Consider the following 23,351-nt stretch of genomic DNA (forward strand, 5'->3'; position numbering starts at 1 on the left):
GTGCGATCGCCTCGGCAGCGATCCGCGCTCAGGCAATGGCGAAAAACACAGCCAGCGCCCGCGTCACCGCCAGCATCGTCTCGGCATCGAGATAGCCGATCCGTGCGCCTATCTTCTCACGCTTCACCGACATGGCCTTGTCCACCATGACCTGTGAGCGCTTCTTCAAGCCATTGGCCTCAGTCGGCTCGACGGTCGTGCGGATCAGGGGAGCCTCGGCCAGCGTGCCGGATATCAGCAGGACCGTGACCGTGCCGGTCTCAGCGAACGCGTCCGATTGGATGATGAGGGCTGGACGAGGTTTGCCGAAATCGCCGGGCATGGCGATGGTGACGAGATCGCCCCGCTTCATGCCTCGCGCTCAGGGAGCATATCGACGAGCGCGGCCTCCATGAAGGCATCCAGTTCCCGATCGGCCGCATCTGTCGCCGCGACGACCCGAGCCTGTCGCGCGCATTCTTCGGCAAAGCCCGCCCTTCGGGTGTCGGGCACCCAGATTTGAATGGGCCGGAGGCCAGCCGCCCGGAGCGCATCACGACGCTTGCTGACACGCTGACCGACAGTTGCCGACATGACGAGTCCTTTCCCGAGTCGTTACATGTAACGTAGGGTCCGCATGCGACCATGCCAAGGGGCCAGGACAGTGACGGACCGCCGGTCGCCGGTCTCAGCCGGTCGCCGGTCTCAGCCGAAATCAGCGGCCGCGCGGTCGAGCAGCCATGTCAAGTTGCCGATGCTCGAGATGTGGCGCGCGGGCAGATCCTCTCCCTTGGCGATCCGGGCGAGGGGATCGCGCTTGCCGGCCCCCGTCACCAGGACGAGAAGCTGGCGTGAGGAGGCGAGGACCGGGAAGGTGAGGGTGATGCGTGGCACGAACGGCGCGAGCCCGGCCTCCGGGACCGGCGCCACCCAGGCCTGACGCTCAGCGAGCGCGGGCTTGCCCGGGAAGAGCGACGCGGTGTGCCCGTCCTCGCCGATCCCAAGGAGAACGAGATCGAAGAGCGGGCGCGCCGGGTCGAGTTCGTCGGCGCCGTAGAAGCCCTTCAGGGTCTCGGCATAGGCGGAAGCCGCCGAGTCCAGCGTCCCGTCGGTGGGAATACCGTGGAGATGGCCCTCGGGGATCGGGGCGTCCCCGAACACCGCGCGGGCCATGTGCATGTTGCTGGCCTCATCGGTCCAGGGCACGAACCGGTCGTCGCCGAAGAACCAGTGCAGCCGGTCCCAGGGGAGGGCACCGACATAGTCGGGTCCGCCCAGCAGGGTGTAGAGCCGCTTCGGCGTGGCCCCGCCGGAGAGGCAGATGGCGATGCGCTCCTGCTTGCTCTCGGTGCAGAGGGTCACGAGGCGGTCCGCCGCCGCGCGGGCGACGCTCTCGCCATCAGGAAAGATTTCCGCGTTGTTCGGTAGCGGGATCATGCGGCGACGCGTCCTCCTGGTCTGGTCCTCGATCGCCCGTCCGGCAGGCTATATCGCCTGCACGACAGGCTATTTCGGTTCGACGTGGCCGCCGAAGCCCTTGCGCATGGCCGACAGCAGCTTGTCCGCGTAGGAGGCGTCCTCGCGGGAGCGGAAGCGGGCATAGAGGGCGGCGGAGAGCACATTGGCCGGCACCGATTCCTCGATGGCCGCGTTCAGGGTCCAGCGCCCCTCGCCGGAATCGGCGACGAAGCCGGAGAAGCCGTCCAGGGCCTCGTTGCCCGCCAGCGCCCCCGCCGTGAGGTCGAGGAGCCAGGACGAGACCACGCTGCCGCGCCGCCACACTTCGGCGATGTCGCCGATATTGAGGTCGAAGCGCTGGTCCTCGGCCAGATCCTTCGAATTGGCGTGTTTCAGGATGTCGAATCCCTCGGCATAGGCCTGCATCAGCCCGTACTCGATGCCGTTATGGACCATCTTGACGAAATGCCCGGCGCCGCTCGGCCCGGCATGGATGTAGCCTTCCTCGGCGCGGGCGTCGCGGCCCTCGCGACCCGGCGTCTTCGGGATGGTGCCGACGCCCGGTGCCAGGGTCTTGAAGATCGGGTCGAGCCTGTCGAGGGCGTCGTTGCTCCCCCCGATCATCATGCAATAGCCGCGTTCCAGGCCCCAGACGCCGCCCGACGTGCCGACATCGACGTAGTGGATGCCCTTCGGCTTCAGGGTGGCTGCCCGCCGGATGTCGTCCTTGTAGAAGGAATTGCCGCCATCGATGATGACGTCGTCCGGCTGCATCAGGTCGCCGAGCTGCGCCACCGTGGCCTCGGTGATCGCACCCGCCGGTAGCATCACCCAGGCCGCGCGCGGCACGTCGAGTTTGGAGACGAACTCCTCCAGGCTCGCCGCCCCGGTGGCGCCCTCGGCGACCAGGGCCGCCACGGCCTCCGGGTTCTGATCGAAGACCACGGCCGTGTGCCCGTCCCGCAGGAGGCGGCGGACGATGTTGCCGCCCATCCGGCCGAGGCCGATCATGCCGAGTTGCATTGGGGATCTCCGTTGCTTTCCCCTCGCCCTTGTGGGGAGGGGTCAGGGGTGGGGGTCGTGCCGCTTGCCTCAGGAGAAAGAGGGTCACCCAACCACCCCCACCTCCGGCTCCTCCCCACAAGGGGGAGGAGAGGGCCTCAGATCACGCCACAGCCGCCTTGATCGCCGCCGCGATGCGCTTCAACCCGGCGTCCACATCGCCGCCCTTGATGTGGACGCGCAGGGCCCGGCGGCCGCGCTCGGCCAGGACCGCGAAATCGCCCCGCGCCTGGGCCGCCACCACGGTGCCGAAGCCCAGCGCCCGGCCGGGGATCGCGAGATCCTCCGACGGGTCGGCGGTGATCTGCAGGAACACGCCGGTATCCGGCCCGCCCTTGTAGGCCTGTCCCGTGGAATGGAGGAAGCGCGGCCCGAATTCGAGGCAGGTCGCGACCTTGCGCTTGTCGCGCAGAGCGATGCGCGCCTCCTGCAGGATGGCGTGGTGCGCCTCGTTACGGGCGACGTAAGCCAGCAGCGCGGCGTAGTCGCCGTCCTTGATCCGCGCGAGATAGGCCTTCAGTGCCGCCTCGAACCCCTCTCCAGTCTGCGGCAGCGCTCCGGCATTGGCCGGGTCCGCGTAGAGGGCGATGGTCTCGTCTTCGAAGAGCGGCGTCTCGGAGGGCAGCGAACCGCTTTTCTCGGCGGCGTCGAACAGCTTCTTCGTCTCGATCTTGCTGGCTTCCACGTCCGGCTGGTCGAACGGGTTGATGCCGAGCAGCGCGCCGGCGACGGCGGTCGCCATCTCGAAGCGGAAGAATTCCTGCGGCAGCTGCTCTTCGTTGGCCATGGTGATGTGGGCGACGGGGTGGCCCTCGCGCTCCAGGCTACGCACCGCCTCGTCCTGCTGGGCATCCGCCCGGTTGTCGAGACGCAGATAGACGAAGAAGCGGTCGCGGCCATAGACCGCCGGCACGCCGACCGGCTCGCCGTCGACGGGGATGAGACCCTTGCCGTCCTTGCCGGTGGATTCGGCGATGAGCTGCTCGGCCCAAGCCCCGAACGTATCGATGCCGGGGGAGGCGATGAACGTGACCTTGTCGCGGCCATCGTGCAGGGCAGCCGCCGCCATGGCGGTGCCCAGTAGGACACCGGGGTTCTGGGCCGGCGGCACGGCCGGGCCGCAGGAGCGGACCATGGTCCGCGCCGTGTCGAGGAAGTCCTTCACGTCGATGCCGGACGCCGCAGCAGGCACCAGTCCGAAGGCGGAGAGCACCGAATAGCGCCCGCCGATCTGCTTCACACCGTAGAAGATCCGGCGGAAATTGTCGGCCTTGGCCGCCGCCTCCATGGCCGAGCCGGGATCGGTGACGGCCACGAAATGCGCTCCGGCCCGCTCACCGACCAGAGCCTTCATCCGGCCGAGGAAGTAATCGCGGAACACGTTGGGCTCGAGGGTTGAGCCGGATTTCGAGGCGACGATGAACAAAGTCGTCTCGAGATTCACCGCGCTTTCCACGGCGCGGACCTGATCGGGATCGGTGGAATCGAGGATGCGCAGCGTCGGGAAACCGTCACGGCTGCCATAGGTCTCGGCCAGCACTTCCGGGCCGAGGCTCGACCCGCCCATGCCGAGGACGACGACGTCGGAGAAGCCGGTCTGGCGGACATCCTCGGCGAAGGCCTGGTATTCGGAGACTCGGGCGAGTTCGTCCTCGACGATGCGAAGCCAGCCGAGCCACTGGTCCTCGTCGGCATTCGACCAGACCGTCTTGTCATGCGCCCAGAGCCGGCGGATCGAGCCCGAGGCGCGCCAGGATTCCACCGCCTTCTTCGCCTCGGCGCCGATGGCATCGCCGAGGATCAGGGTCTGGCCGTCGAGCTTGGCGCCGAGGAAATCGGCGCGCTTGCCCGCCACCGCGCCCAGGAGCTTGTCGGCGGCGTCGATGAAGAGCTGGACGCCTTCCTCCACGAGCTGCTTGGCCACCGCCCCGATATCGATGCCGGCCTTGGCCAGACGGGCCATCACGGCCTCGGCGTCACCGACATTCTCCTCGATGGCGGGCTTGACCGTGCCGTGGTCGCGGAACGCATCCATCGTGGCCGGCGGCATGGTGTTGACGGTATCGGGCCCGATCAGCTCCTCGACATAGAGCACATCGGAATAGGCCTTGTTCTTGACGCCGGTGGAGGCCCAGAGCAGGCGCTGCGCCTTGGCGCCCTTCTGCGCGAGCGCCTGCCATTTCGGCTCGGCGAAGATGCGCTTGTAGCGCTGGTAGGCGAGCTTGGCGTTGGCGATGGCCACCTTGCCCTTAAGGGCTTCCAGTTCCGCCTTCTCGTCGGGATCGTTGGCTTCGGCGATCTTGGCGTCGAGGGCCTTGTCGATGGTGACGTCGATACGGCTGATGAAGAAGCTCGCCACGCTGGCGACCTTGGAGACGTCGCCGCCCTTGGCGCCGAACTCTTCCAGGCCGGCGATGAAGGCGCGCGCCACCTCTTCGTAGGAATCCTGGCCGAACAGCAGCGTGACGTTGATGCTGATCCCGTCGGCGGTGAGGGCCCGGATCGCCGGGATGCCGGCCGGGGTGGCGGGCACCTTTACCATCAGGTTGTCGCGGGCCACGGTCTTGTGCAGACGGCGGGCCTCGTCGAGGGTCTCCTCGGTGTCGAGGGCGAGATAAGGCGAGACTTCGAGGCTGACATAGCCGTCGGCGCCGTCGCTCTCCTCGTAGACCGGGCGCAGCACATCGGCCGCCGCCTGGATGTCGGCGATGGCACAGCCTTCGTAAAGATCGATGACGCGGGCATCGCCCGCATCCATGACCTCCTTCAGCGCGCCGTCATATTCCGCGGAATCGCCGATCGCCTTCTCGAAGATCGAGGGGTTCGAGGTCACGCCGCGCAGGCCGTCCTCGTCCACCAGCTTCTTGAGGCGTCCATCGGCGATGAAACCGCGGGCCACGAAATCCAGCCACACGGCCTGGCCCTGTTCAGGGAAGAGAGCCTTCAGCGGGTTCATGCAAAAACTCCTCGTCGTCAGTCGTCGTGAGTAGCGCGCGAAAGGCAGCGTCGTTCAGCACTCGTTGTCAGGATGCGCGCCTCTCCTCCCCCTTGTGGGGAGGAGCCGGAGGTGGGGATGGCTCCGCTGGCCTCCGCGGCCTGCGGGTCACCCAACCACCCCCACCCCTGACCCCTCCCCACAAGGGGGAGGGGGACGTGCGTTCCGTCCTTCAGGGAACCCGCGAGACCTACTTCTTGTGCCGCGCGATCTGGTCGCGGGCGGCCTGCAGCACCTTCTCCGGCGTGAAGCCGAACTTGGTCTGCAGATCCTTGATCGGGGCCGAGGACCCGAACGTATGCATGCCGATGATCGCGCCGGCGGAGCCCGCATAGCGGTCCCAGCCGATCACCGAGCCCTGCTCGACGGCGACGCGGGCCAGCACCTCCGGCGTCAGTACCGTGTTGCGGTAGGCTTCGTCCTGACGCTCGAACAGGTCCCAGGACGGCATCGAGACCACGCGGGCCTTGATGCCCTCCGCCGTCAGCGCCTCGTAGGCCGAGACGCAGAGCTGCACCTCGCTGCCCGTGCCTATGAGGATGACCTCCGGCGTACCGTCGCAATCGGCCAGCACGTAGCCGCCCTTCGCGACACCGGCGGCGCTGCCGTACTTGGTCCGGTCGAAGGTCGGCAGCGGCTGGCGGCTCAAGGCCAGCACCGCCGGCTGATCCTTCAACCCCATGATGACCCGGTAGGCTTCCGCCACCTCGTTGGCATCCGCCGGACGCAGGGTCACGAGGCCGGGGATGGCGCGGAGCGTCAGGAGCTGCTCCACCGGCTGGTGGGTGGGGCCGTCCTCGCCGACGCCGATCGAATCGTGCGTGAAGACGTGGAAGACCGGTAGCTCCATCAGCGAAGCGAGGCGGATCGGCGGGCGCATGTAATCGGCGAAGACCAGGAAGGTCGCGCCGTAGGCCCGGAGGCCGACGAGGCCGAGGCCGTTGACGATCGACCCCATGGCGTGTTCGCGCACGCCGAAATGGATGTTGCGTCCACCCGGCTCGAAGGGCGAGAGCGTACCGGCCCCCTCGAATTCGAGCTTGGTCTTGTTGGAGGGGGCCAGATCCGCCGAGCCGCCGAGCAGGTGGGGCACGTTCTTGGCGATGGCGTTGAGCACCTTGCCGGAGGATTCGCGGGTGGCCATGCCCTTGGCGTCGGCCGGGAAGACCGGGATGTCCTTGTCCCAGCCCTCTGGCAGGCGGCCCGTGAGGAGGGCGTCGATCTCTTCGGCCAGGGCCGGATCTGAGGCCTTGGCCTCGGCCATGAAGCCTTCCCAGGTGGCGAACAGCTCGGCGCCGCGCTGGCCGATGCCGCTACGGAAGTTCTCGATGACGCCGTCCGGCACCAGGAACTGGGAATCCTCGGGCCAGCCATAGGCCCGCTTGGCGCCCTTCACCTCCTCCTCGCCGAGGGCGTCGGAATGGGCCTTCGAGGTGTTCTGCTTCTTGGGCGCGCCGAAGCCGATGATCGAGTTGACGACGATGAGCGTCGGCCGGTCACTGGATTGGAGGAAGGTCTCCAGGGCGGCGGAAATGGCATGGACGTCGTTGGCGTCGGCCACCCGCAGGACCTGCCAGCCATAGCTGAGGAAGCGCGTCGCCACCTCTTCGGAGAAGGCGAGTTCGGTGTGTCCCTCGATGGTGATCGTGTTGTTGTCGTAGATCCAGCACAGGTTCGACAGGCGCAGATGCCCGGCGATGGAGGCGGCCTCGGCGGCCACGCCCTCCATCAGGTCGCCATCCGAGCAGATCGCGTAGACGTTGAAGTCGAACAGGGGCAGGTCGGGGCGGTTCAGGGTCTCACCGAGGAAACGGCCGCCCATCGCCATGCCGACGGAATTCGCCACACCCTGGCCGAGCGGCCCGGTCGTGGTCTCGACGCCTGTGGTGAAATGGTATTCCGGGTGCCCCGGCGTCTTGCTGTCGAGCTGGCGGAAGTTCTTGATGTCCTCAATGGTGATGGCCGGCTCGTTGCCGCCATCGCTCTGAGCGACACCGGCGAGGTGCAGCAACCCGTAGAGCAGCATCGAGGCGTGGCCCGCCGAGAGCACGAACCGGTCGCGGTTGGGCCAGTGCGGATGCGCCGGGTCGTAGCGCAGGTAGCGGTTCCACAGGGTGTAGGCGACGGGCGCCAGGGCCATCGGCGCGCCGGCATGGCCGGAATTCGCCTTCTGCACCGCGTCGATCGCCAGGGTACGCAGGGTGTCGATGGAGAGCTTGTCGATCTCGCTCAGTTCACCCTTCGGCTTGGTCTCGGCTCCGCTCATGGTCTCGTCTTCCTACTCTTTACGGGGCTGCGGCGATCAGCTGTGCTGGGCTGCGGCGCCTTCTAGATTTGCGCCACCCTGGCTGGGAGAGCTCGCCTGGCTGGGAGAGTTCGGCTGGCTGGGAGAACTCGCCCGGTTCGGCGATGTGGCCCGGGCGAGGGCAGATTTCTCGCTGCGCTCCCGCGCCGGCCCGCTGGCACGGCTATAGTTCAAAATCGTGTTCACCAACGTGACGTGACTGAACGCCTGGGGGAAATTGCCGACAAGGCGCTTGGCTCCCACGTCGTATTCCTCGGCCACGAGCCCGACATCGTTGCAAACGCCGATGAGGCGTTCGATCAACTCCCGCGCCTCGTGGCAGCGGTCGAGACCGATCAGATTGTCGGCGTACCAGAAGCTGCAGGGCAGGAAAGCCCCCTCGCCGCCGGGCAGACCATCGGTATTGTCATCCTCGGTGTCGTAGCGCAGCACGAACCCGTCGCGCATCAGGTGTTTGCCGATGGCCTCCACCGTGCCGACGACGCGGGGGTCGTCCTGGGGCAGGAAGCCCATATGGGCGATGAGGAGCAGGCTCGCATCGAGGGTCTTGGCCCCGTAATACTGGACGAAGCTGTTCAGCTCCTTGTCGAACCCCTTCTCGCAGACCTCCTCGTGGATATGGTCGCGGATCGCGCGCCAGCGATCCACGGGGGCGGGCGGCCCGTCGCCCATCTCGAAGGAGCGGATGGCCCGGTCGAAGGCGACCCAGGCCATGACCTTCGAATGGACGAAGTGCCGGCGCCCGCCGCGCACCTCCCAGATGCCTTCGTCGGGCTCGCTCCAAACCTTCTCCAGATGCTCCAGCAGGGCGAGGCCCACGCGCCAGCCATCGGCATCGCCGAGCAGGCCACGCTGGCGGGCCTGGTAGAGCGCGTCGAAGATCTCGCCGTAGACGTCGAGCTGGAACTGGTTGACCGCGGCATTGCCGATCCGCACCGGCTTCGACCCCTCGTAGCCGGGAAGCCAGTCGAGCTCGATTTCGGGCAGGAGACGCTCCCCGGCGATGCCGTAGAGGATGTGGGCCTGTTCCGGATTGCCGGCGACGGCGCGGATCAGCCAGTCGCGCCAGGCCCTCGCCTCGTCGAGAAAGCCGCCATCCATCAGCGCGATGAGGGTGAAGGTCGAATCCCGCAGCCAGCAGAACCGGTAATCCCAGTTGCGTACGCCGCCGAGCTCCTCGGGCAGGGAGGTGGTGGGCGCGGCCACGATCCCGCCCGTCGGCGTGTAGATCAGAGCCTTGAGCGTGAGCAGCGAGCGCTTGAGGATCGCGTCCCAGGGCGTGCCGGACGCGCAGCGGCTCGACCAGTCGCGCCAGTAGCGGTCGGTCTGGAACAGCACCTTGCGCGGCTCGATCGGCGGCGGATCGTCCTCGTGCGAAAGGCCGTAGCTGAGGCAGAACGACTGGCTCTCGCCCTTCGCCACGGTGAAGTCCGAGACCGTGGTCTGGCCGACGCCGTCGAGGGGCGCGCGGGTGCGGAGGACCACCTTATGGGGGCCGGAAATCGCCCGCAGGTCGCCGAGCTCGTTATGGGAGACCCACGGCACCGCGAGCCCATAATCGAAGCGCACCGCCAGGACCATGCGCATGTCGACCGAGCCGGAGAGGCCTTCGACGATGCGCACCATGTGCGACCCGTCATTGGCCGGCATGTAGTCGATCACCCTGGCCTCGCCCGCGGAGGTCACATAGCGCGTCTCGAGGACGAGGCTGCCTTCGCGGTAGCGGCGCGTGACCGTGGCCTCGCCATCCACCGGGGACAGTTTCCAGAACCCGTGTTCCTCGGTGCCGAGGAGGGAGGCGAAACAGGCGGCGGAATCGAAACGGGGCCAGCAGAGCCAGTCGATGCTGCCGTCGCGCCCGATGAGCGCAGCGGTGCGGCCATCGCCGACCAGCGCGTAATCCTCGATCCGTCCCGCCATGCCCATCCTTGCCGCCGGGCCCCCGCGGCAATGCGGTCGTCGCGCCCGTCTCGTCGACGAAGGCTCACCTAGTCCCCGACAGGGGGAGAATCCAGCGGCAAAGCTCTGAAAGACTGGCCGGACCGGCCCGAAACCGCGCGTGCCCCGCAGCGCGGTGCGATCAGGGCTGCAACGGCAGGCGGTCGACGAGCCCGGTCACAACACTGCCGAGGGCCATGGCCTCGGCGCCCACCGCCGCGCTCTGGGTGCCGACGAAGCTGCCGGCACGGGTGATCGCGGAGATGGCCGGCGCGAAGGGCAGGGCGAGATGGGGAATGAGTTCCTCGTCCGCCTCGGCCTCCACCCGGAACGGCTCGGGCGAGATGGCGGCCTTCGCGGCGACGACCGACGGGACCCGGTTGGCGTCCGGTCTCGTCGCTTCGGTCTTCGCCATTTCGGACCGCGCGGAATCGGGCCGGCGTTGAGACGGCTTCGCGGCGGCGGTGCGGGATGTCGCACGACGCGGCGCGATGCTGGCGGTCGTGGTCACCGTATCGCGCAGCGGAAACTGATCACGGAAGGCGAAAGCGGCCGGGACGAAGGCCGTACCCAGATCGGCGGTCTCGATCGGCCTCGCCTGCGCCGTCCGGCTCTCCATCTCGACGATCCGCGTGCTGGCGGGCGTCTCGGGAATGGGCGCGGAGGGCGTCTGGCAGAGGAAGGAGGCGGCGGACACGATCACCGCGACGACGATCGTCGGCAGGAGGGGAAGTGCCATGCCGGTCCCCGCCTCGGAGGCGAGGGCGTTCTCGACAGGCTGCGATATGCGGCACTCCACCATCCGAACACCTCACCCCGACCTTCGACATCGCCATAAGCGCCCGCGTTTGCGGCGGAAGCTGGGCCATTTCCTTTCCCGAACGTATCGAAACGTACCTGAGCCGACGATTTGGCCACGGACTTTTTCGGCGATGCCGATTTTCGGGTAGATCCGTGCGGTCGCGCCCTGTGTTAGGTACGCCTCTTGCCCGTTCCCGTCGGCACGAACCGGCCGTCCCGCCCCCCATTGGGCTCCGATGACAGAACCTTCCTTCACCGTCGCCGTGATCGATCCGAGCCGGGCCCGCGCCGCGATCCTCGAAGAGGGCCTGCGCGCCGCCGGAATCGCGGATGTGGTCATCATCCCCGACACCGCCGACCTGCCGGCGCAGGTGGCCGCCCTGAACCCGGACGTGGTGGTGATCCACCTGGAAAGCCCCAGCCGGGACATCCTCGAACAGATGTCGGGCCTGTCCCGCCATGTGGAGCGGCCGGTGGCGATGTTCGTCGACCGCTCGGACGCGCCGATGATGCAGGCGGCGGTGGATGCCGGGATCTCGGCCTATGTGGTGGACGGGCTGCATCCCCAGCGCATCCGGTCGATCCTCGACATCGCCATCCTGCGGTTCCAGGCCTTCGCCCGGCTGCAGCGGGAACTGGTGGAGGCGCGGGGCGAACTCGCCGACCGGAAGATCGTGGAGCGCGCCAAGGGCATCCTCATGGCCGCCCGCTCCCTGAGCGAGGAGGAGGCCTACAAGCTGATGCGGCGCAAGGCCATGAACGAGAAGAGCAAGATCGCCGACATCGCCCGCGCCATCGTCACCACGGCGGACCTGTTCGGATGAGGCTCGCGCTCGGATACGTCCCCCTCGTGGATGCCGCGAGCCTGATCGCGGCGGCGGAGCTCGGCTTCGCACGGGCCGAGGGGCTCACCCTCGACCTCGTGCGCGAGCCCTCCTGGGCGACCCTGCGCGACAAGCTGGCGGTGGGCCATCTCGATGGCGCGCATATGCTGGCGCCCCTCGCCATCGCCAGCGCGCTCGGGCTGAGCGGGCCGCAGACCCGGCTTTGCGTGCCCATGGCACTCAACCTCAACGGCAACGCGATCACGGTGTCCCGCCCCCTGTGGGAGGCGATGGAGGCGGCGGACGACGAGGTGGACACCGTGGCCGCCGCTTTCGCGCGCATCGCCCTGCGGCGGGAGCGGGAGGGACGGCCCCTGACGTTGGGAACGGTACATCCGTTCTCCAGCCACACCTACCAGCTCCGGATCTTCGCCGAGCGCGGCGGCCTCGACCTCGACACGCAGACGCGCCTCGTCGTGATCCCGCCGCCGCAGATCGCCGAGGCGCTGCGGCGCGAACTGATCGACGGGTTCTGCGTCGGCAGCCCCTGGAACAGCGTAGCCGTGGCGGAGGGGTATGGCCGCATCGCGGTCCTCGGCAGTGAACTCCTGCCCGATTGCCCGGAAAAGGTTCTGGCCCTGCCGGAATCCGAGGCGCCGCGCTGCGCCTCCCTGGTGCGGGCCCTCGACCGCGCCGGGCGCTGGTGCGCCGATCCCGGCAACAGCGCCGAACTCGCCTCCCTCCTTTCGCGCGATAGCTACCTGAATGTACCGGCGCCGATTCTCGAACGGGCGCTCACGGGGGACGTGGTGGTCGATACCGACGGACGCCGGCGGCGGGACCCGCATTTCAGCCTGTTCGGCGAGCGGGCGCACCGGCCCGACCCCGCCCATGCGGATTGGTTCATCGGTGAGGCGGAGCGCGCCGGACAGCTTGTCGCCTCCGACGAGCTTCGATCCGCCGCCCGCGCGATCTACCGCCCGGACCTGTTCGATGCCGCTCTGAGCGGCTGATCGGGGCCGGACGCCGCTTTTGGCGGCACGACAAGCCTCACGATTGTGCAACGCACGCCCCGCCATCCCAGCCGGGCCGTATGCCTCCTCGCGCCCTCCGAACCGCCTTCGGCCTTAGAGCCGTTACAGGCTGAACGGCGTTTGGCACGGAACCTGCTGTGCCTATCCCGCTCGTCAACGGCGACGGGCACGAATGTCGGCAGAGCCGCTGACCCAAGTAACCCGTTGGCGCGCTTTCGCGGCTGCCTTCGGTTGCGTTTGGGCGGCGGTTTTTTTTCGTCTTCGGGTCGACTGCTTAAGCTTCGAGGGATCGAGTTTTCCATGACTGACGGGTTTCAGAACAGCCGCCGCAGCCTCTTGAAGGGCGCCGCCGCGACCTTGTCGCTGGCAGCCCTGGCGCGCACTGCGCTGCCCGGCGGTGCCTTCGCGCAGGGGGCCGGCCCCGAGGTGAAGGGCGCCAAGCTCGGCTTCATCGCGCTCACCGATGCCGGCCCGCTCTTCGTCGCCAAGGAAAAGGGCTTCTTCGCCAAGCACGGCATGCCCGACGTGGAGGTGCTGAAACAGGCGAGCTGGGGCACCACCCGCGACAACCTCGTGCTCGGCTCCGAGGGCAACGGCATCGACGGCGCGCACATCCTGACGCCGATGCCCTACCTCATCAGCGCCGGCCGCGTGACGCAGAACAACGTCCCCGTGCCGATGCAGATCCTGGCCCGGCTCAACACCAACGGCCAGTGCGTCTCGGTGGCCAAGGAGTATCTGGACGCCAAGGTCGCCCTCGATTCCAAGGTGTTCAAGGCCGCGATCGACAAGAAGAAAGCCGCCGGCAAGTCGGTGAAGGCGGCCATGACCTTCCCCGGCGGCACCCACGACCTCTGGATCCGCTACTGGCTCGCCGCCGGCGGGATCGACCCCGACAAGGACATCGAGACCATCGTCGTGCCGCCGCCCCAGATGGTGGCGAACATGAAGGTCGGCACGATGGATTGCTTCTGCGTCGGCGAGCCGTGGAACGCGCAGCTCGTGCAGCAGGGCCTCGGTTATACCGCGCTGACCACCGGCGAGTTGTGGAAGGACCACCCGGAGAAGGCGTTCGCCATGCGCGCCTCCTGGGTCGAGAAGAACCCCATCGCGGCCAAGGCCCTGACCATGGCCGTGCTGGAAGCGCAGATGTGGTGCGACAAGCCCGAGAACCGGGACGAGTTCGCCGCCATCGTCGCCAAGCGCCAGTGGATCAACATCCCCGTCGGCGACGTCGCCGGCCGCATGAAGGGCACCATCGATTACGGCGACGGCCGCGTGGTCGAGAACAGCCCCTACGTCATGAAGTTCTTCGCCGACAACGCCTCCTACCCCTACCAGAGCCACGACCTCTGGTTCCTCACCGAGGACATCCGCTGGGGCAAGTTCGACGCGCAGACGGACACCAAGGCGCTCATCGCCAAGGTGAACCGCGAGGATATCTGGCGCGACGCCGCGAAGGCGCTGGGCGTCACCGCGATCCCGAGCTCCACGTCGCGCGGCAAGGAGACCTTCTTCGACGGCAAGGTCTTCGATCCCGCCGATCCCGCCGCCTACCTGTCCAGCCTCGGCATCAAGAGGATCGCGTGATGGCCAATACCTCCACCATCGCCGTGACGGGGGCCGCCGCGAAGCCGGCGGCCAAGGCCCCGCGCAAGCCCTTCGTGACCCTGGCGACGTTCCGCCAGATCGCCGTCAACCTGATCCCGCCGATCGTGGTGCTGATCGCCTTCCTGGTGATCTGGGAGCTGCTGTGCTCGCGGCCCACCGCCGGCCTGCCGCCGCCTTCGCGCGTCGTCACCGAGGCGTGGGACATCATCGCCCACCCGTTCTACGACAATGGCGGCACCGACAAGGGCCTGTTCTGGCACATCTATGCCAGCATCCAGCGCGTCGCCTTCGGCTTCGCCCTGGCCACCATCGTGGGCATCATGGTCGGCACCCTGATCGGCCAGTCGGACTGGGCCATGCGCGGCCTCGACCCGATCTTCCAGGTGCTGCGCACGATTCCGCCGCTGGCCTGGCTGCCGCTCTCCCTCGCGGCGTTCCGCGACGGCCAGCCCTCGGCCATCTTCGTGATCTTCATCACCTCGATCTGGCCGATCATCATCAACACGGCGGTGGGCATCCGCAACATCCCGCAGGATTACCGCAACGTGGCGGCGGTGCTGCGCCTCAACCCGCTCGAATTCTTCGTGAAGATCATGCTGCCCTCGGCGGCTCCCTACATTTTCACGGGGCTTCGCATCGGCGTCGGCCTGTCCTGGCTCGCCATCGTGGCGGCCGAAATGCTCATCGGCGGCGTCGGCATCGGCTTCTTCATCTGGGACGCCTGGAACTCGTCGCACATCTCCGAGATCATCGTCGCCCTCGTCTATGTCGGGGTGATCGGGTTCTTCCTCGACCGGTTCGTGGCCTTCATCGGCACCCTCGTCACCCGCGGCGCCACCGCCTGAACGCCTCCGCGCGGCGCGCCGGGGTCTTCCCGTCGCGCCGTGCCCCGACCGCCTCTCGCAGAGGGACACGAGACCCATGAGCTATCTCAGCATCGAGAATGTCGGCATCAGCTTCACCCGCTCCGGGCGCACCAACGAAGTGCTGCGCGATGTGAGCGTGAAGATCGACAAGGGCGAGTTCGTCTCGCTGATCGGCCATTCCGGCTGCGGCAAGTCGACGGTGCTCAACATCGTGGCCGGGCTGCTCAAGGCCTCCACCGGCGGCGTCCTCCTGGAAGAGAAGGAGGTGAACAGCCCCGGCCCGGACCGCGCCGTGGTGTTCCAGAACCATTCCCTGCTGCCCTGGCTGACCGTGCGCGAGAACGTGGCTTTAGCCGTCGAGAAGGTGCTGAAGGGCAAGAAGACCCGGGCCGAGCGGTCCGAATGGATCGACCACAACCTCGCCCTCGTGAACATGACCCATGCCGCGGACCGCCGCCCCAACGAGATCTCGGGCGGCATGAAGCAGCGCGTCGGCATCGCCCGGGCGCTGGCCATGGAGCCGAAGGTGCTCCTCCTCGACGAGCCGTTCGGGGCGCTGGACGCGCTCACCCGCGCCCATCTGCAGGACTCGCTCATGGACATCCATGCGCGGCTGAAGAACGCCGTCATCATGATCACCCACGATGTCGACGAGGCGGTGCTGCTGTCCGACCGGATCGTGATGATGACCAACGGCCCCTCGGCCACGGTCGGCGAGATCCTGAAGGTCGATCTCGAGCGGCCCCGCCGCCGCCTCGATCTGGTGGAGGACGCGACCTACACCCATGCCCGCGCCGCCGTGCTCGAGTTCCTCTATGCCCGCCACGCCAAGCCCGCCATGGCGGCGTGAGGATCGGACGCAGGTCATGAAGGAGCGTCTGGTGGTGATCGGCAACGGCATGGCGTCGTTGCGCTTTCTGGAGCGGCTGACCGAGCGCGCGCCCGGTCGCTACGACGTCACCGTCGTGGGTGCCGAGCCGCAGGCGGCGTATAACCGCGTGCTGCTCTCGTCGCTGCTGGGCGGTGAGGTCGACGAGGCCGCCTGCGCCTTTCGTGGTCTTGACTGGTACGAGGCGCACGGCATCCGCCTCATCACCGGCGCGCCGGTGACGCAGGTCGACCGGGAGAACGCCCTCGTCATCGTCGGCGAGACCCATGTCCTGCCCTTCGACAAGCTCGTCCTCGCGGTGGGTTCGCTCCCGATCCGGCTACCGAAGCCCGGCATGGACCTGCCCGGCATCATCACGTTTCGCGATCTCGCGGACGTGGCGGCCATCCGGAAAGCGGCGGTCACCGGCGCAAAAGCCATCGTCATCGGCGGCGGCCTGCTCGGGCTGGAGGCCGCCGTCGGCCTCGCCCGGCTCGGGGTCGACACGACCCTGCTCCACGTCATGGACCGGCTGATGGAGCGCCAGCTCGACCACCACGCCGCCGGCCTGGTGAAGCGCGCCATGGAATCCCGCGGAATCCGCGTCCTCCTCAAGGCCGATACCGCCCATGTGGAGGGCGACGGCCGGGTCGAGCGCCTCGTCCTGTCGGACGGCACGGTGCTGCCGGCCGACCTCGTGGTGATGTCGGTGGGGGTACGCCCCAATGCCGTCCTCGCCCAGGGCGCCGGGCTCGAAGTCGGGCGCGGCATCAAGGTCGACGACCGGATGACGAGCTCCGATCCGCGCATCTTCGCTCTCGGCGAATGCGCCGAGCATCGCGGCATGGTCTACGGCCTCGTCGAGCCCGCCTACGACCAGGCCGAAGTGCTGAGCCGCCACCTCGTCGGCGAGGAAGCCGCCTATCTTGGCACCTCGCTGGCCACCAGCCTCAAGGTCTCGGGCCTGCCGGTCTTCTCGGCCGGCGAGATCGAGGCGCCCGAACATGCCGAGACGGTGGTGATGTCGGATCCCGGCCTCGGCCTCTACCGCAAGCTGATCATCGGCGACGGCAAGCTCCTCGGCGCCGTCTTCGTCGGCGACATTGCCGAACAGGGCTGGTGCAAGACGCTGATCCGCACCGGCGAACCCATCGCCGATCACCGTGACGACCTGATGTTCGGGCGCGTCCACGCCCCCGATTCCCAATCCCTGGCAGCATGATGGAGGCTTCCATGGCCGACGATTTCAACGCCGAGCAGAAGCGCTACCTCGAAGGCTTCGCCTCGGGCATCGCCGCCGCGCGCATCACCGGCGGCCTCGCCCTCGGGCAGGGTGTCGCCGCGCCCTCCGAGCCGACCGGCCCGGACGCGATCCACATCAAGGCCCAGGACGCCACGGTGAAGGCCGGCGGCAAGCTCTGCGACCAGGAGAAGTGGAAGCGGGCGGAGAACCCTTTCGACGGCCATAACCGCCTGATCGCCGAGGCCGCCACCGGCAAGGCCCCGAAGCCGGAGGACAATTTCCGCTGGCGATATCACGGCCTGTTCTGGCTCGCCCCAGCCAGCGGCGACTTCATGTGCCGCCTGCGCATCCCCAACGGCATCCTGCAGCACTGGCAGTTCGCCGGTATCGCGGATCTGGCCGATGCCCATGGCGGCGGCTACAGCCACGTCACCACCCGTGCGAACCTCCAGGTTCGCGAGATCACGGCGGAGCACGGCCAGCCCTTCCTCGACGGGCTGATCGACCTCGGCCTCACCGCGCGCGGCTCGGGCGCGGACAACATCCGCAACGTCACCGGCTCGCCGGTGGCCGGGATCGACGCCCAGGAACTCCTCGACACCCGGCCCTTGGCCAAGTCCTGGCACAACTGGATCATCAACGACCGTTCGCTCTACGGCCTGCCGCGCAAGTTCAACGTCGCTTTCGACGGCGGCGGCGTGATGCCTGTGCTGGAAGAGACCAACGATATCGGCTTCCAGGCGGTGAGGGTCCTCGACGGCGCGGCCGTGGAGCCCGGCGTGTGGATGCGCCTCGTGCTCGGTGGCATCTCCGGCCACCGCGATCTCGCCCGCGATACCGGCGTGGTGCTGAAGCCCGAGGCCTGCAACAAGGTCGCCGACGCGATCCTGCGGGTCTTCATCAAGAACGGCGACCGGACCAACCGCAACAAGAGCCGGATGAAATACGTCCTCGATGCCTGGGGCTTCGACAAGTACCTCGCCGCCGTCGAGGAGGAGCTCGGCTACACGCTCGACCGGGTGGACCCCGCCCATCTCGCCCCGCGCAGGCCCATGGACCGCTTCTCCCATGTGGGCGTCCACAAACAGGTCCAGCCGGGCCTGAACTGGATCGGCGTGATCCTGCCCGTGGGCAAGATGACCTCCGACCAGATGCGGGAATTGGCAAAGATCTCGTCGGAATGCGGCGACGGCGCCATCCGCATGACGGTGTGGCAGAACTTCCTGTTCTCCGGCGTGCCCGACGCCAAGGTGGCCGAGGTCCAGGCCCGCGTGGCAGCGCTCGGCCTCACCACGGAAGCCTCCAGCATCCGCGCCGGCCTCGTGGCCTGCACCGGCAACAAGGGCTGCAAGTTCGCCGCCTCGGACACGAAGGGCCACGCGCTCGTCATCGCCGATTACATGGAGGCCCACCTGCCGGAACTCGACGTGCCCGTGAACGTGCACGTCACCGGCTGCCATCATAGCTGCGCCCAGCATTACATCGGCGATATCGGCCTCATCGGCGCGAAGGTCGTCGTCTCGGAGGAGGGCGACACCGTCGAGGGCTACGACATCGTCGTCGGCGGCGGTTTCGGCGACAGCCCGAAGATCGGCACCGAGATCTGGAAGGCGGTGAAGGCAGAGGATTGTCCGTCCCGGATCGAGGCGCTGCTGCGCAGCTACCTCGCCCGCCGCGAGAGCCAGGCCGAGAGCTTCCAGGCCTTCACCGCACGCACCGGCCCGGAGAGCCTCCGCAGCCTCGCCGAAGATCAACCCGTCCTGAAGGCCGCAGCATGAGCGAGCACGTCATCCCCCCGCTCGTTCTCATCCCCGAGAACGCCCCGTTCAACCCGGATCAGCGCTCCTGGCTGTCCGGCTATTTCGCCGCCCTGCTCGGCCCCGCCGTGGAGGGCGCGACGGCCCTCGCCCCCGGCGATACGGGTGGCGGGCCGAAGCTCGCCGACAACGACGACGCGCCCTGGCACGATCCGTCGATGCCGCTGCCCGACCGGATGGAGCTCGCCAAGGAGCGGCCGGAGGCGCAGAAGCTCATGGCCGCCATGGCGCAGCAGGATTGCGGCCAGTGCGGCTATAATTGCGCGGATTACGCCAACGCCCTGTTCCTGAAGAAGGAAGAGCGCCTCAACCTGTGCCAGCCGGGGGGCAAGGACACCCTCCGCATGCTCAAGAAGCTGGATGAGGAATTCGGCGCGGGCGGTGGCGCGAAAGCGGCCGAAGCGGGGGAGGGCGAGGCCAAGGCGGAGGCGCCCCTCGGACCGCTCGGCTATTGCCGCGAGAACCCGGTGGAGGCCGTGTTCCTGTCCCGCACCCGCCTCAACGAGCCGGGCGGCGAGAAGGAGACCTGGCATGTCGAGATCGATCTCACGGGCACGCCCATCGAGTATGTGGTCGGCGATTCGCTCGGGCTCTTCCCCTCGAACCCGCCGGCCCTGGTCGATGCGATCATCGCCGAGCTCGGCACCCGGCCCGAGCGCATGATCGGCGGCCAGACCCTGCGGAACCGGCTGATCAAGGATTACTCCCTGGGCGCCGCGCCGGACGGGCTCTACCAGCTCCTCTCCCTCCTCACTTCGGGGGAGGCGCGCAAGAAGGCGCGGGCGCTCTCGGCGGGCGAGGACCCGGACGGGGACGCCGCCTATCTCGACGTGCTCGGCGCGCTTCACAAGTTTCCCGGTGCCCGGCCCGACGCGGAGGTCTTCCTGGAAGCCCTCGACGAGCTGCAGCCCCGCCTCTACTCGATCTCCTCATCGCCGAAGGCCGATCCGGGCCGGGTCTCGCTCACGGTCGACGCGGTGCGCTACAACCACCGCTCACGGCTCCGTCTGGGTGTCGCCTCGACCCATCTCGGCGAACGCATTGCCGAGAAGACCACGGTCAAGGTCTACCTGCAGAAGGCGCACGGCTTCGCCCTGCCGGAGGATCTGTCGAAGGACGTCATCATGTGCGGGCCGGGCACCGGCATCGCACCGTTCCGCGCCTTCCTGCGCGAGCGCGCCGCGACCCAGGCGCCGGGACGCAACTGGCTGTTCTACGGCCATCAGCGCCAGGCCAGCGACTTCTTCTACAAGGACGAGCTGAACGCGCTGAAGGACGGCAAGGTGCTCACCCGCCTGTCCCTCGCCTGGTCGCGGGACGGCACCGAGAAGACCTATGTGCAGGACCGCATGCGCGAGAACGGCGCTGACCTGTGGAAATGGCTCGAAGGCGGCGCCCATTTCTACGTCTGCGGCGATGCCAAGCGCATGGCCAAGGATGTGGAGCGGGCGATCATCGACGTCGCCGGTCAGTTCGGCGGCAAGAATCCCGACGAGGCCGTGGCCTACCTCGCCCATCTGAAGAAGACCGGGCGGTATCAGGCCGACGTGTACTGAAAACGGGAAGAGCCCTCGCCTCATCGGGCAAGGCTCTTCGGGAGCGCTCTCGCAGATGCCTGTCCGCTCGTGGGGAGGCCTCTGGCATCACCCCGTCATCCCGGGGCCGCGCAGCGGAGCCCGGGATCCAGAACCACAGGCGATGCAAAGTCCGGCACCACCGGTGCGTCTGGCTTCCGGGCTCGCCTTCGGCGCCCCGGAATGACGTTGCGCCTCATCGTCAATTGTTCCGCCCTGCGGGGAAGGGTTCGGCCTCGCGATCCGGCCCGACTCTTGCTGCCCTTCGAACCCTGGAACCCGCCGAGGATTTCGCCATGAACGCGCACGTCCAGGCACCCGCCGCCGCCGTGAAGACCACCTGCCCGTATTGCGGCGTCGGCTGCGGCGTGATCGCCACGCCGGACGGGCAGGGCGGCGCGGGGATTGCCGGCGATACCGAGCACCCGGCCAATTTCGGCCGCCTCTGCTCCAAGGGCTCCGCCCTCGGCGAGACCCTGTCCCTCGACAACCGCCTGCTGCATCCCGTCGTCGATGGGGTACGGTCGAGCTGGGAATCGGCCCTCGGCACCGTGGCCGGCGGGCTACGGAAGGTCGCCGAGCAGTACGGCCCGGATTCGATCGCCTTTTACCTGTCCGGCCAGCTCCTCACCGAGGATTACTACGTCGCCAACAAGCTCGCGAAGGGCTTCCTCGGCACGCCCCATGTGGACACCAACTCGCGCCTCTGCATGTCGAGCGCGGTGGCGGCCCACCGCCGCGCCTTCGGTTCGGACACGGTGCCGGGCTGCTACGAGGATCTCGACGAGGCCGATCTCATCGTGCTGGTGGGGTCCAACACCGCCTGGTGCCACCCGATCCTGTTCCGCCGCATGGTCGATGCCCGCGCCAAGCGCGGCACCAAGCTCGTGGTGATCGACCCGCGCCGGACACAGACGGGGGAGGAGGCAGACCTCTTCCTCGGCCTGAAGCCGGGCACCGACACCGCCCTGTTCTCCGGCCTCCTGGTCCATCTCGCGAGCGCAGGTGCTTTCGACTACCGCTTCGTCCTCGACCACACGACCGGCCTCGACGGGGCCCTGGAGCGCGCCCGTTCGATCGCGCCGGACATCGCCGCGACGGCCGCCGCCACTGGGCTGTCGGAGGCGGATGTCGGGCAATTCTTCACCCTGTTCGCGCGTACGAAGCGCGTCGTCACCGGCTTTTCGCAAGGGGTGAACCAGTCGGCTCAGGGGACCGACAAGGGCAACGCCATCATCAATTGCCACCTCGCCACCGGCCGCATCGGCCAGCCCGGCGCGGGGCCGCTCTCCCTTACCGGCCAGCCCAACGCCATGGGCGGGCGCGAGGTCGGCGGGCTCGCCAACATGCTCGCCGCCCACATGCATTTCGCGCCCGAGGAAGTGGACCGGGTCCGCCGGTTCTGGTCGGCGCCGAACATCATCACCGGCGAGGGCATGAAGGCCGTCGCCCTGTTCGAGGCGGTGGAGCGCGGCAAGATCAAGGCCCTCTGGGTGATGGGCACCAACCCCGTCGTGTCGATGCCCCGTGCCGACGCGATCCGCGAAGCGATCAAGGGGCTCGATCTCTACGTCGTCTCCGAGGCCGTGTCCGACAGCGACACCGCCATGGCGACGGGCCGGAAGACCGTGCTGCTGCCGGCCCAGGCCTGGGGCGAGAAGGACGGCACCGTCACCAATTCCGAGCGGCGCATCTCGCGCCAGCGCAGCTTCCTCAAGGCTCCCGGCGAGGCACGGGCGGATTGGGCGATCATCAGCGACGTCGCCAAGCGCCTCGGCCACGGCGAGGCCTTCGCCTATCCGAACGCCGCCGCGATCTTCCGCGAACATGCCTCGCTCTCGGCCTTCGAGAATAACGGCAGCCGCGACTTCGACATCGGCGCGGTGAGCGACATCTCCGATATCGCCTATGCCGGGGCGGCGCCCGTGCAGTGGCCCCTGACGAAGCGTGGGGGAAAGCAGGGCCGGCAGCGGCTCTTCGCCGACGGGCAGTTCTTCACCTTCGACAAGCGCGCCCGCTTCGTCGCCGTACAGCCCCCGGCGCTGGCCCAGGCCGTGAGTGCGGACTTCCCCTTCGTGCTCAATACCGGACGGGTCCGCGATCACTGGCACACGATGACGCGCACCGGGAAGAGCCAGCGCCTCTCGGCTCATCGCGACGTGCCCTTCGTCGAGATCCACCCCGATGACGCAACCGCGATGGGCGTGGTCCATGGCGGCCTCGCCACGGTCTCCACCGCGCATGGCGCGGCGGTGCTGGAGGTGATGGTAGGAGAGGGTATGCGCCGGGGCGACCTCTTCGCGGCCTTCCACTGGAGCGGGGCCACCGCGTCGGAGGGGCGCGTCGGCGCCCTCGCGCGCGGCATCCCCGATCCGGTCTCTGGGCAGCCCGAGTTGAAGGCGACGCCGTCCGCCATCGCGCCGGCCGTCTATCGCAGCCGCGGCTTCCTGCTGACCCGCGAGCAGCGGTCGCTTCCCGCCGGTTGGTGGTGGGCGCGTGCCACGATCCAGGGCGGATCCGGGCTGCACTTCGCCACCCAGGATAGCTCGCGCGAAGTCGCGCTGATGCTGAGGGGGATGTTCCAGGGCCTCGAGATCGCCGAATACGCAGACCACGCCCGTGGCCGCTACCGTTTCGCCGCCTATGACGGGGAGCGTCTCGTCGCCTGTCTGGCCCTGACACCCGGCGACGCGAAGCCGGGCTGGGAATCGGAGAAGGCCTATTTCGCCGCGCCCGATCTCGAACCCTCCGCCCGACGCGCCCTACTCTCAGGCCGGGCCGAGACGGCGTCGGCCGGGCCGACCGTCTGCGCCTGCCACGGTATCGGCCTCGATGTCATCACCGCCACCATCGCGGCCGGCGCTCACAGCGTCGAGGCGGTGGGTGCCGCCTGCAAGGCCGGCACGAATTGCGGCTCGTGCATCCCAGAGATCCGCAAGCTGCTGCCGCAGGCGCTTGCGCGCGACGCCGCATAAG

At 68.2% G+C, this 23,351-nt stretch carries 17 protein-coding genes; 9 read left to right on the top strand and 8 right to left on the bottom strand.

Annotated features, from left to right (window positions below):
* Positions 1 to 28 precede the first annotated feature (28 nt).
* The 8 genes from RQI43_RS13560 to RQI43_RS13595 form a co-directional block, all read right to left on the bottom strand.
* On the bottom strand, positions 29 to 352 hold the full coding sequence (locus RQI43_RS13560) for a type II toxin-antitoxin system PemK/MazF family toxin (RefSeq protein WP_311275475.1): 324 nt from the start codon (positions 350 to 352) through the stop codon (positions 29 to 31).
* A complete protein-coding gene (locus tag RQI43_RS13565; RefSeq protein ID WP_056427629.1) occupies positions 349 to 573 on the bottom strand; it encodes an antitoxin MazE family protein in 225 nt (74 codons plus the stop codon). The genes RQI43_RS13560 and RQI43_RS13565 overlap by 4 nt, the downstream gene beginning before the upstream one ends.
* A gap of 111 nt (positions 574 to 684) precedes the next feature.
* Complete coding sequence (gene pgl, locus RQI43_RS13570; RefSeq protein WP_311275476.1) at positions 685 to 1,416, bottom strand: 6-phosphogluconolactonase; 732 nt, start codon at positions 1,414 to 1,416, stop codon at positions 685 to 687.
* A 69-nt stretch (positions 1,417 to 1,485) separates the two neighbouring features.
* Positions 1,486 to 2,460, bottom strand: coding sequence for a phosphogluconate dehydrogenase (NAD(+)-dependent, decarboxylating) (gene gnd / locus RQI43_RS13575; RefSeq protein ID WP_311275477.1), 975 nt, complete (start codon positions 2,458 to 2,460; stop codon positions 1,486 to 1,488).
* A 142-nt stretch (positions 2,461 to 2,602) separates the two neighbouring features.
* Positions 2,603 to 5,455, bottom strand: a complete 2,853-nt coding sequence (locus RQI43_RS13580) for a bifunctional transaldolase/phosoglucose isomerase (protein WP_311275478.1) — start codon at positions 5,453 to 5,455, stop codon at positions 2,603 to 2,605.
* A 229-nt stretch (positions 5,456 to 5,684) separates the two neighbouring features.
* The gene (tkt, locus tag RQI43_RS13585) at positions 5,685 to 7,760 is read right to left on the bottom strand and encodes a transketolase (protein WP_311275479.1); all 2,076 of its coding nucleotides are present in this window, start codon (positions 7,758 to 7,760) and stop codon (positions 5,685 to 5,687) included.
* A gap of 36 nt (positions 7,761 to 7,796) precedes the next feature.
* On the bottom strand, positions 7,797 to 9,719 hold the full coding sequence (locus RQI43_RS13590) for a glycoside hydrolase family 15 protein (protein ID WP_244478036.1): 1,923 nt from the start codon (positions 9,717 to 9,719) through the stop codon (positions 7,797 to 7,799).
* A 160-nt stretch (positions 9,720 to 9,879) separates the two neighbouring features.
* Positions 9,880 to 10,476, bottom strand: a complete 597-nt coding sequence (locus tag RQI43_RS13595) for a hypothetical protein (RefSeq protein WP_311275480.1) — start codon at positions 10,474 to 10,476, stop codon at positions 9,880 to 9,882.
* A 298-nt stretch (positions 10,477 to 10,774) separates the two neighbouring features.
* Between RQI43_RS13595 and RQI43_RS13600 the strand changes: the two genes are divergently transcribed.
* The 9 genes from RQI43_RS13600 (at position 10,775) to RQI43_RS13640 (ending at position 23,350) form a co-directional block, all read left to right on the top strand.
* A complete protein-coding gene (locus tag RQI43_RS13600) occupies positions 10,775 to 11,362 on the top strand; it encodes an ANTAR domain-containing response regulator (protein WP_018044090.1) in 588 nt (195 codons plus the stop codon).
* A complete protein-coding gene (locus RQI43_RS13605) occupies positions 11,359 to 12,375 on the top strand; it encodes a CmpA/NrtA family ABC transporter substrate-binding protein (RefSeq protein WP_311275481.1) in 1,017 nt (338 codons plus the stop codon). The genes RQI43_RS13600 and RQI43_RS13605 overlap by 4 nt, the downstream gene beginning before the upstream one ends.
* 321 nt (positions 12,376 to 12,696) lie before the next feature.
* Complete coding sequence (locus tag RQI43_RS13610) at positions 12,697 to 13,986, top strand: CmpA/NrtA family ABC transporter substrate-binding protein (protein WP_056427653.1); 1,290 nt, start codon at positions 12,697 to 12,699, stop codon at positions 13,984 to 13,986.
* A complete protein-coding gene (gene ntrB / locus RQI43_RS13615; protein ID WP_311275482.1) occupies positions 13,986 to 14,852 on the top strand; it encodes a nitrate ABC transporter permease in 867 nt (288 codons plus the stop codon). Before RQI43_RS13610 ends, ntrB begins: the two co-directional genes overlap by 1 nt.
* 76 nt (positions 14,853 to 14,928) lie before the next feature.
* The gene (locus tag RQI43_RS13620; RefSeq protein ID WP_311275483.1) at positions 14,929 to 15,723 is read left to right on the top strand and encodes an ABC transporter ATP-binding protein; all 795 of its coding nucleotides are present in this window, start codon (positions 14,929 to 14,931) and stop codon (positions 15,721 to 15,723) included.
* Positions 15,724 to 15,739: 16 nt separating this feature from the next.
* The gene (locus RQI43_RS13625; protein WP_311275484.1) at positions 15,740 to 16,963 is read left to right on the top strand and encodes an FAD-dependent oxidoreductase; all 1,224 of its coding nucleotides are present in this window, start codon (positions 15,740 to 15,742) and stop codon (positions 16,961 to 16,963) included.
* An 11-nt stretch (positions 16,964 to 16,974) separates the two neighbouring features.
* On the top strand, positions 16,975 to 18,762 hold the full coding sequence (locus tag RQI43_RS13630; RefSeq protein WP_311275485.1) for a NirA family protein: 1,788 nt from the start codon (positions 16,975 to 16,977) through the stop codon (positions 18,760 to 18,762).
* A complete protein-coding gene (locus tag RQI43_RS13635; RefSeq protein WP_311275486.1) occupies positions 18,759 to 20,357 on the top strand; it encodes a sulfite reductase subunit alpha in 1,599 nt (532 codons plus the stop codon). Before RQI43_RS13630 ends, RQI43_RS13635 begins: the two co-directional genes overlap by 4 nt.
* A 314-nt stretch (positions 20,358 to 20,671) precedes the next feature.
* Positions 20,672 to 23,350 carry a molybdopterin-dependent oxidoreductase gene (locus RQI43_RS13640; protein ID WP_311275487.1) on the top strand — a complete coding sequence of 893 codons (2,679 nt, stop codon included), beginning with the start codon at positions 20,672 to 20,674 and terminating at the stop codon, positions 23,348 to 23,350.
* Position 23,351 lies beyond the last annotated feature (1 nt).

Source organism: Methylobacterium sp. WCS2018Hpa-22, from assembly GCF_031843785.1.
Classification (GTDB): Bacteria; Pseudomonadota; Alphaproteobacteria; order Rhizobiales; family Beijerinckiaceae; genus Methylobacterium.

What these genes read in the sequence shown, in the direction of transcription:
- RQI43_RS13560 (WP_311275475.1), bottom strand. Translation starts at nt 352, where the DNA reads ATGAAGCGGGGCGATCTCGTCACCATCGCCATGCCCGGCGATTTCGGC.
- RQI43_RS13565 (WP_056427629.1), bottom strand. Translation starts at nt 573, where the DNA reads ATGTCGGCAACTGTCGGTCAGCGTGTCAGCAAGCGTCGTGATGCGCTC.
- pgl (WP_311275476.1), bottom strand. Translation starts at nt 1,416, where the DNA reads ATGATCCCGCTACCGAACAACGCGGAAATCTTTCCTGATGGCGAGAGC.
- gnd (WP_311275477.1), bottom strand. Translation starts at nt 2,460, where the DNA reads ATGCAACTCGGCATGATCGGCCTCGGCCGGATGGGCGGCAACATCGTC.
- RQI43_RS13580 (WP_311275478.1), bottom strand. Translation starts at nt 5,455, where the DNA reads ATGAACCCGCTGAAGGCTCTCTTCCCTGAACAGGGCCAGGCCGTGTGG.
- tkt (WP_311275479.1), bottom strand. Translation starts at nt 7,760, where the DNA reads ATGAGCGGAGCCGAGACCAAGCCGAAGGGTGAACTGAGCGAGATCGAC.
- RQI43_RS13590 (WP_244478036.1), bottom strand. Translation starts at nt 9,719, where the DNA reads ATGGCGGGACGGATCGAGGATTACGCGCTGGTCGGCGATGGCCGCACC.
- RQI43_RS13595 (WP_311275480.1), bottom strand. Translation starts at nt 10,476, where the DNA reads ATGGCACTTCCCCTCCTGCCGACGATCGTCGTCGCGGTGATCGTGTCC.
- RQI43_RS13600 (WP_018044090.1), top strand. Translation starts at nt 10,775, where the DNA reads ATGACAGAACCTTCCTTCACCGTCGCCGTGATCGATCCGAGCCGGGCC.
- RQI43_RS13605 (WP_311275481.1), top strand. Translation starts at nt 11,359, where the DNA reads ATGAGGCTCGCGCTCGGATACGTCCCCCTCGTGGATGCCGCGAGCCTG.
- RQI43_RS13610 (WP_056427653.1), top strand. Translation starts at nt 12,697, where the DNA reads ATGACTGACGGGTTTCAGAACAGCCGCCGCAGCCTCTTGAAGGGCGCC.
- ntrB (WP_311275482.1), top strand. Translation starts at nt 13,986, where the DNA reads ATGGCCAATACCTCCACCATCGCCGTGACGGGGGCCGCCGCGAAGCCG.
- RQI43_RS13620 (WP_311275483.1), top strand. Translation starts at nt 14,929, where the DNA reads ATGAGCTATCTCAGCATCGAGAATGTCGGCATCAGCTTCACCCGCTCC.
- RQI43_RS13625 (WP_311275484.1), top strand. Translation starts at nt 15,740, where the DNA reads ATGAAGGAGCGTCTGGTGGTGATCGGCAACGGCATGGCGTCGTTGCGC.
- RQI43_RS13630 (WP_311275485.1), top strand. Translation starts at nt 16,975, where the DNA reads ATGGCCGACGATTTCAACGCCGAGCAGAAGCGCTACCTCGAAGGCTTC.
- RQI43_RS13635 (WP_311275486.1), top strand. Translation starts at nt 18,759, where the DNA reads ATGAGCGAGCACGTCATCCCCCCGCTCGTTCTCATCCCCGAGAACGCC.
- RQI43_RS13640 (WP_311275487.1), top strand. Translation starts at nt 20,672, where the DNA reads ATGAACGCGCACGTCCAGGCACCCGCCGCCGCCGTGAAGACCACCTGC.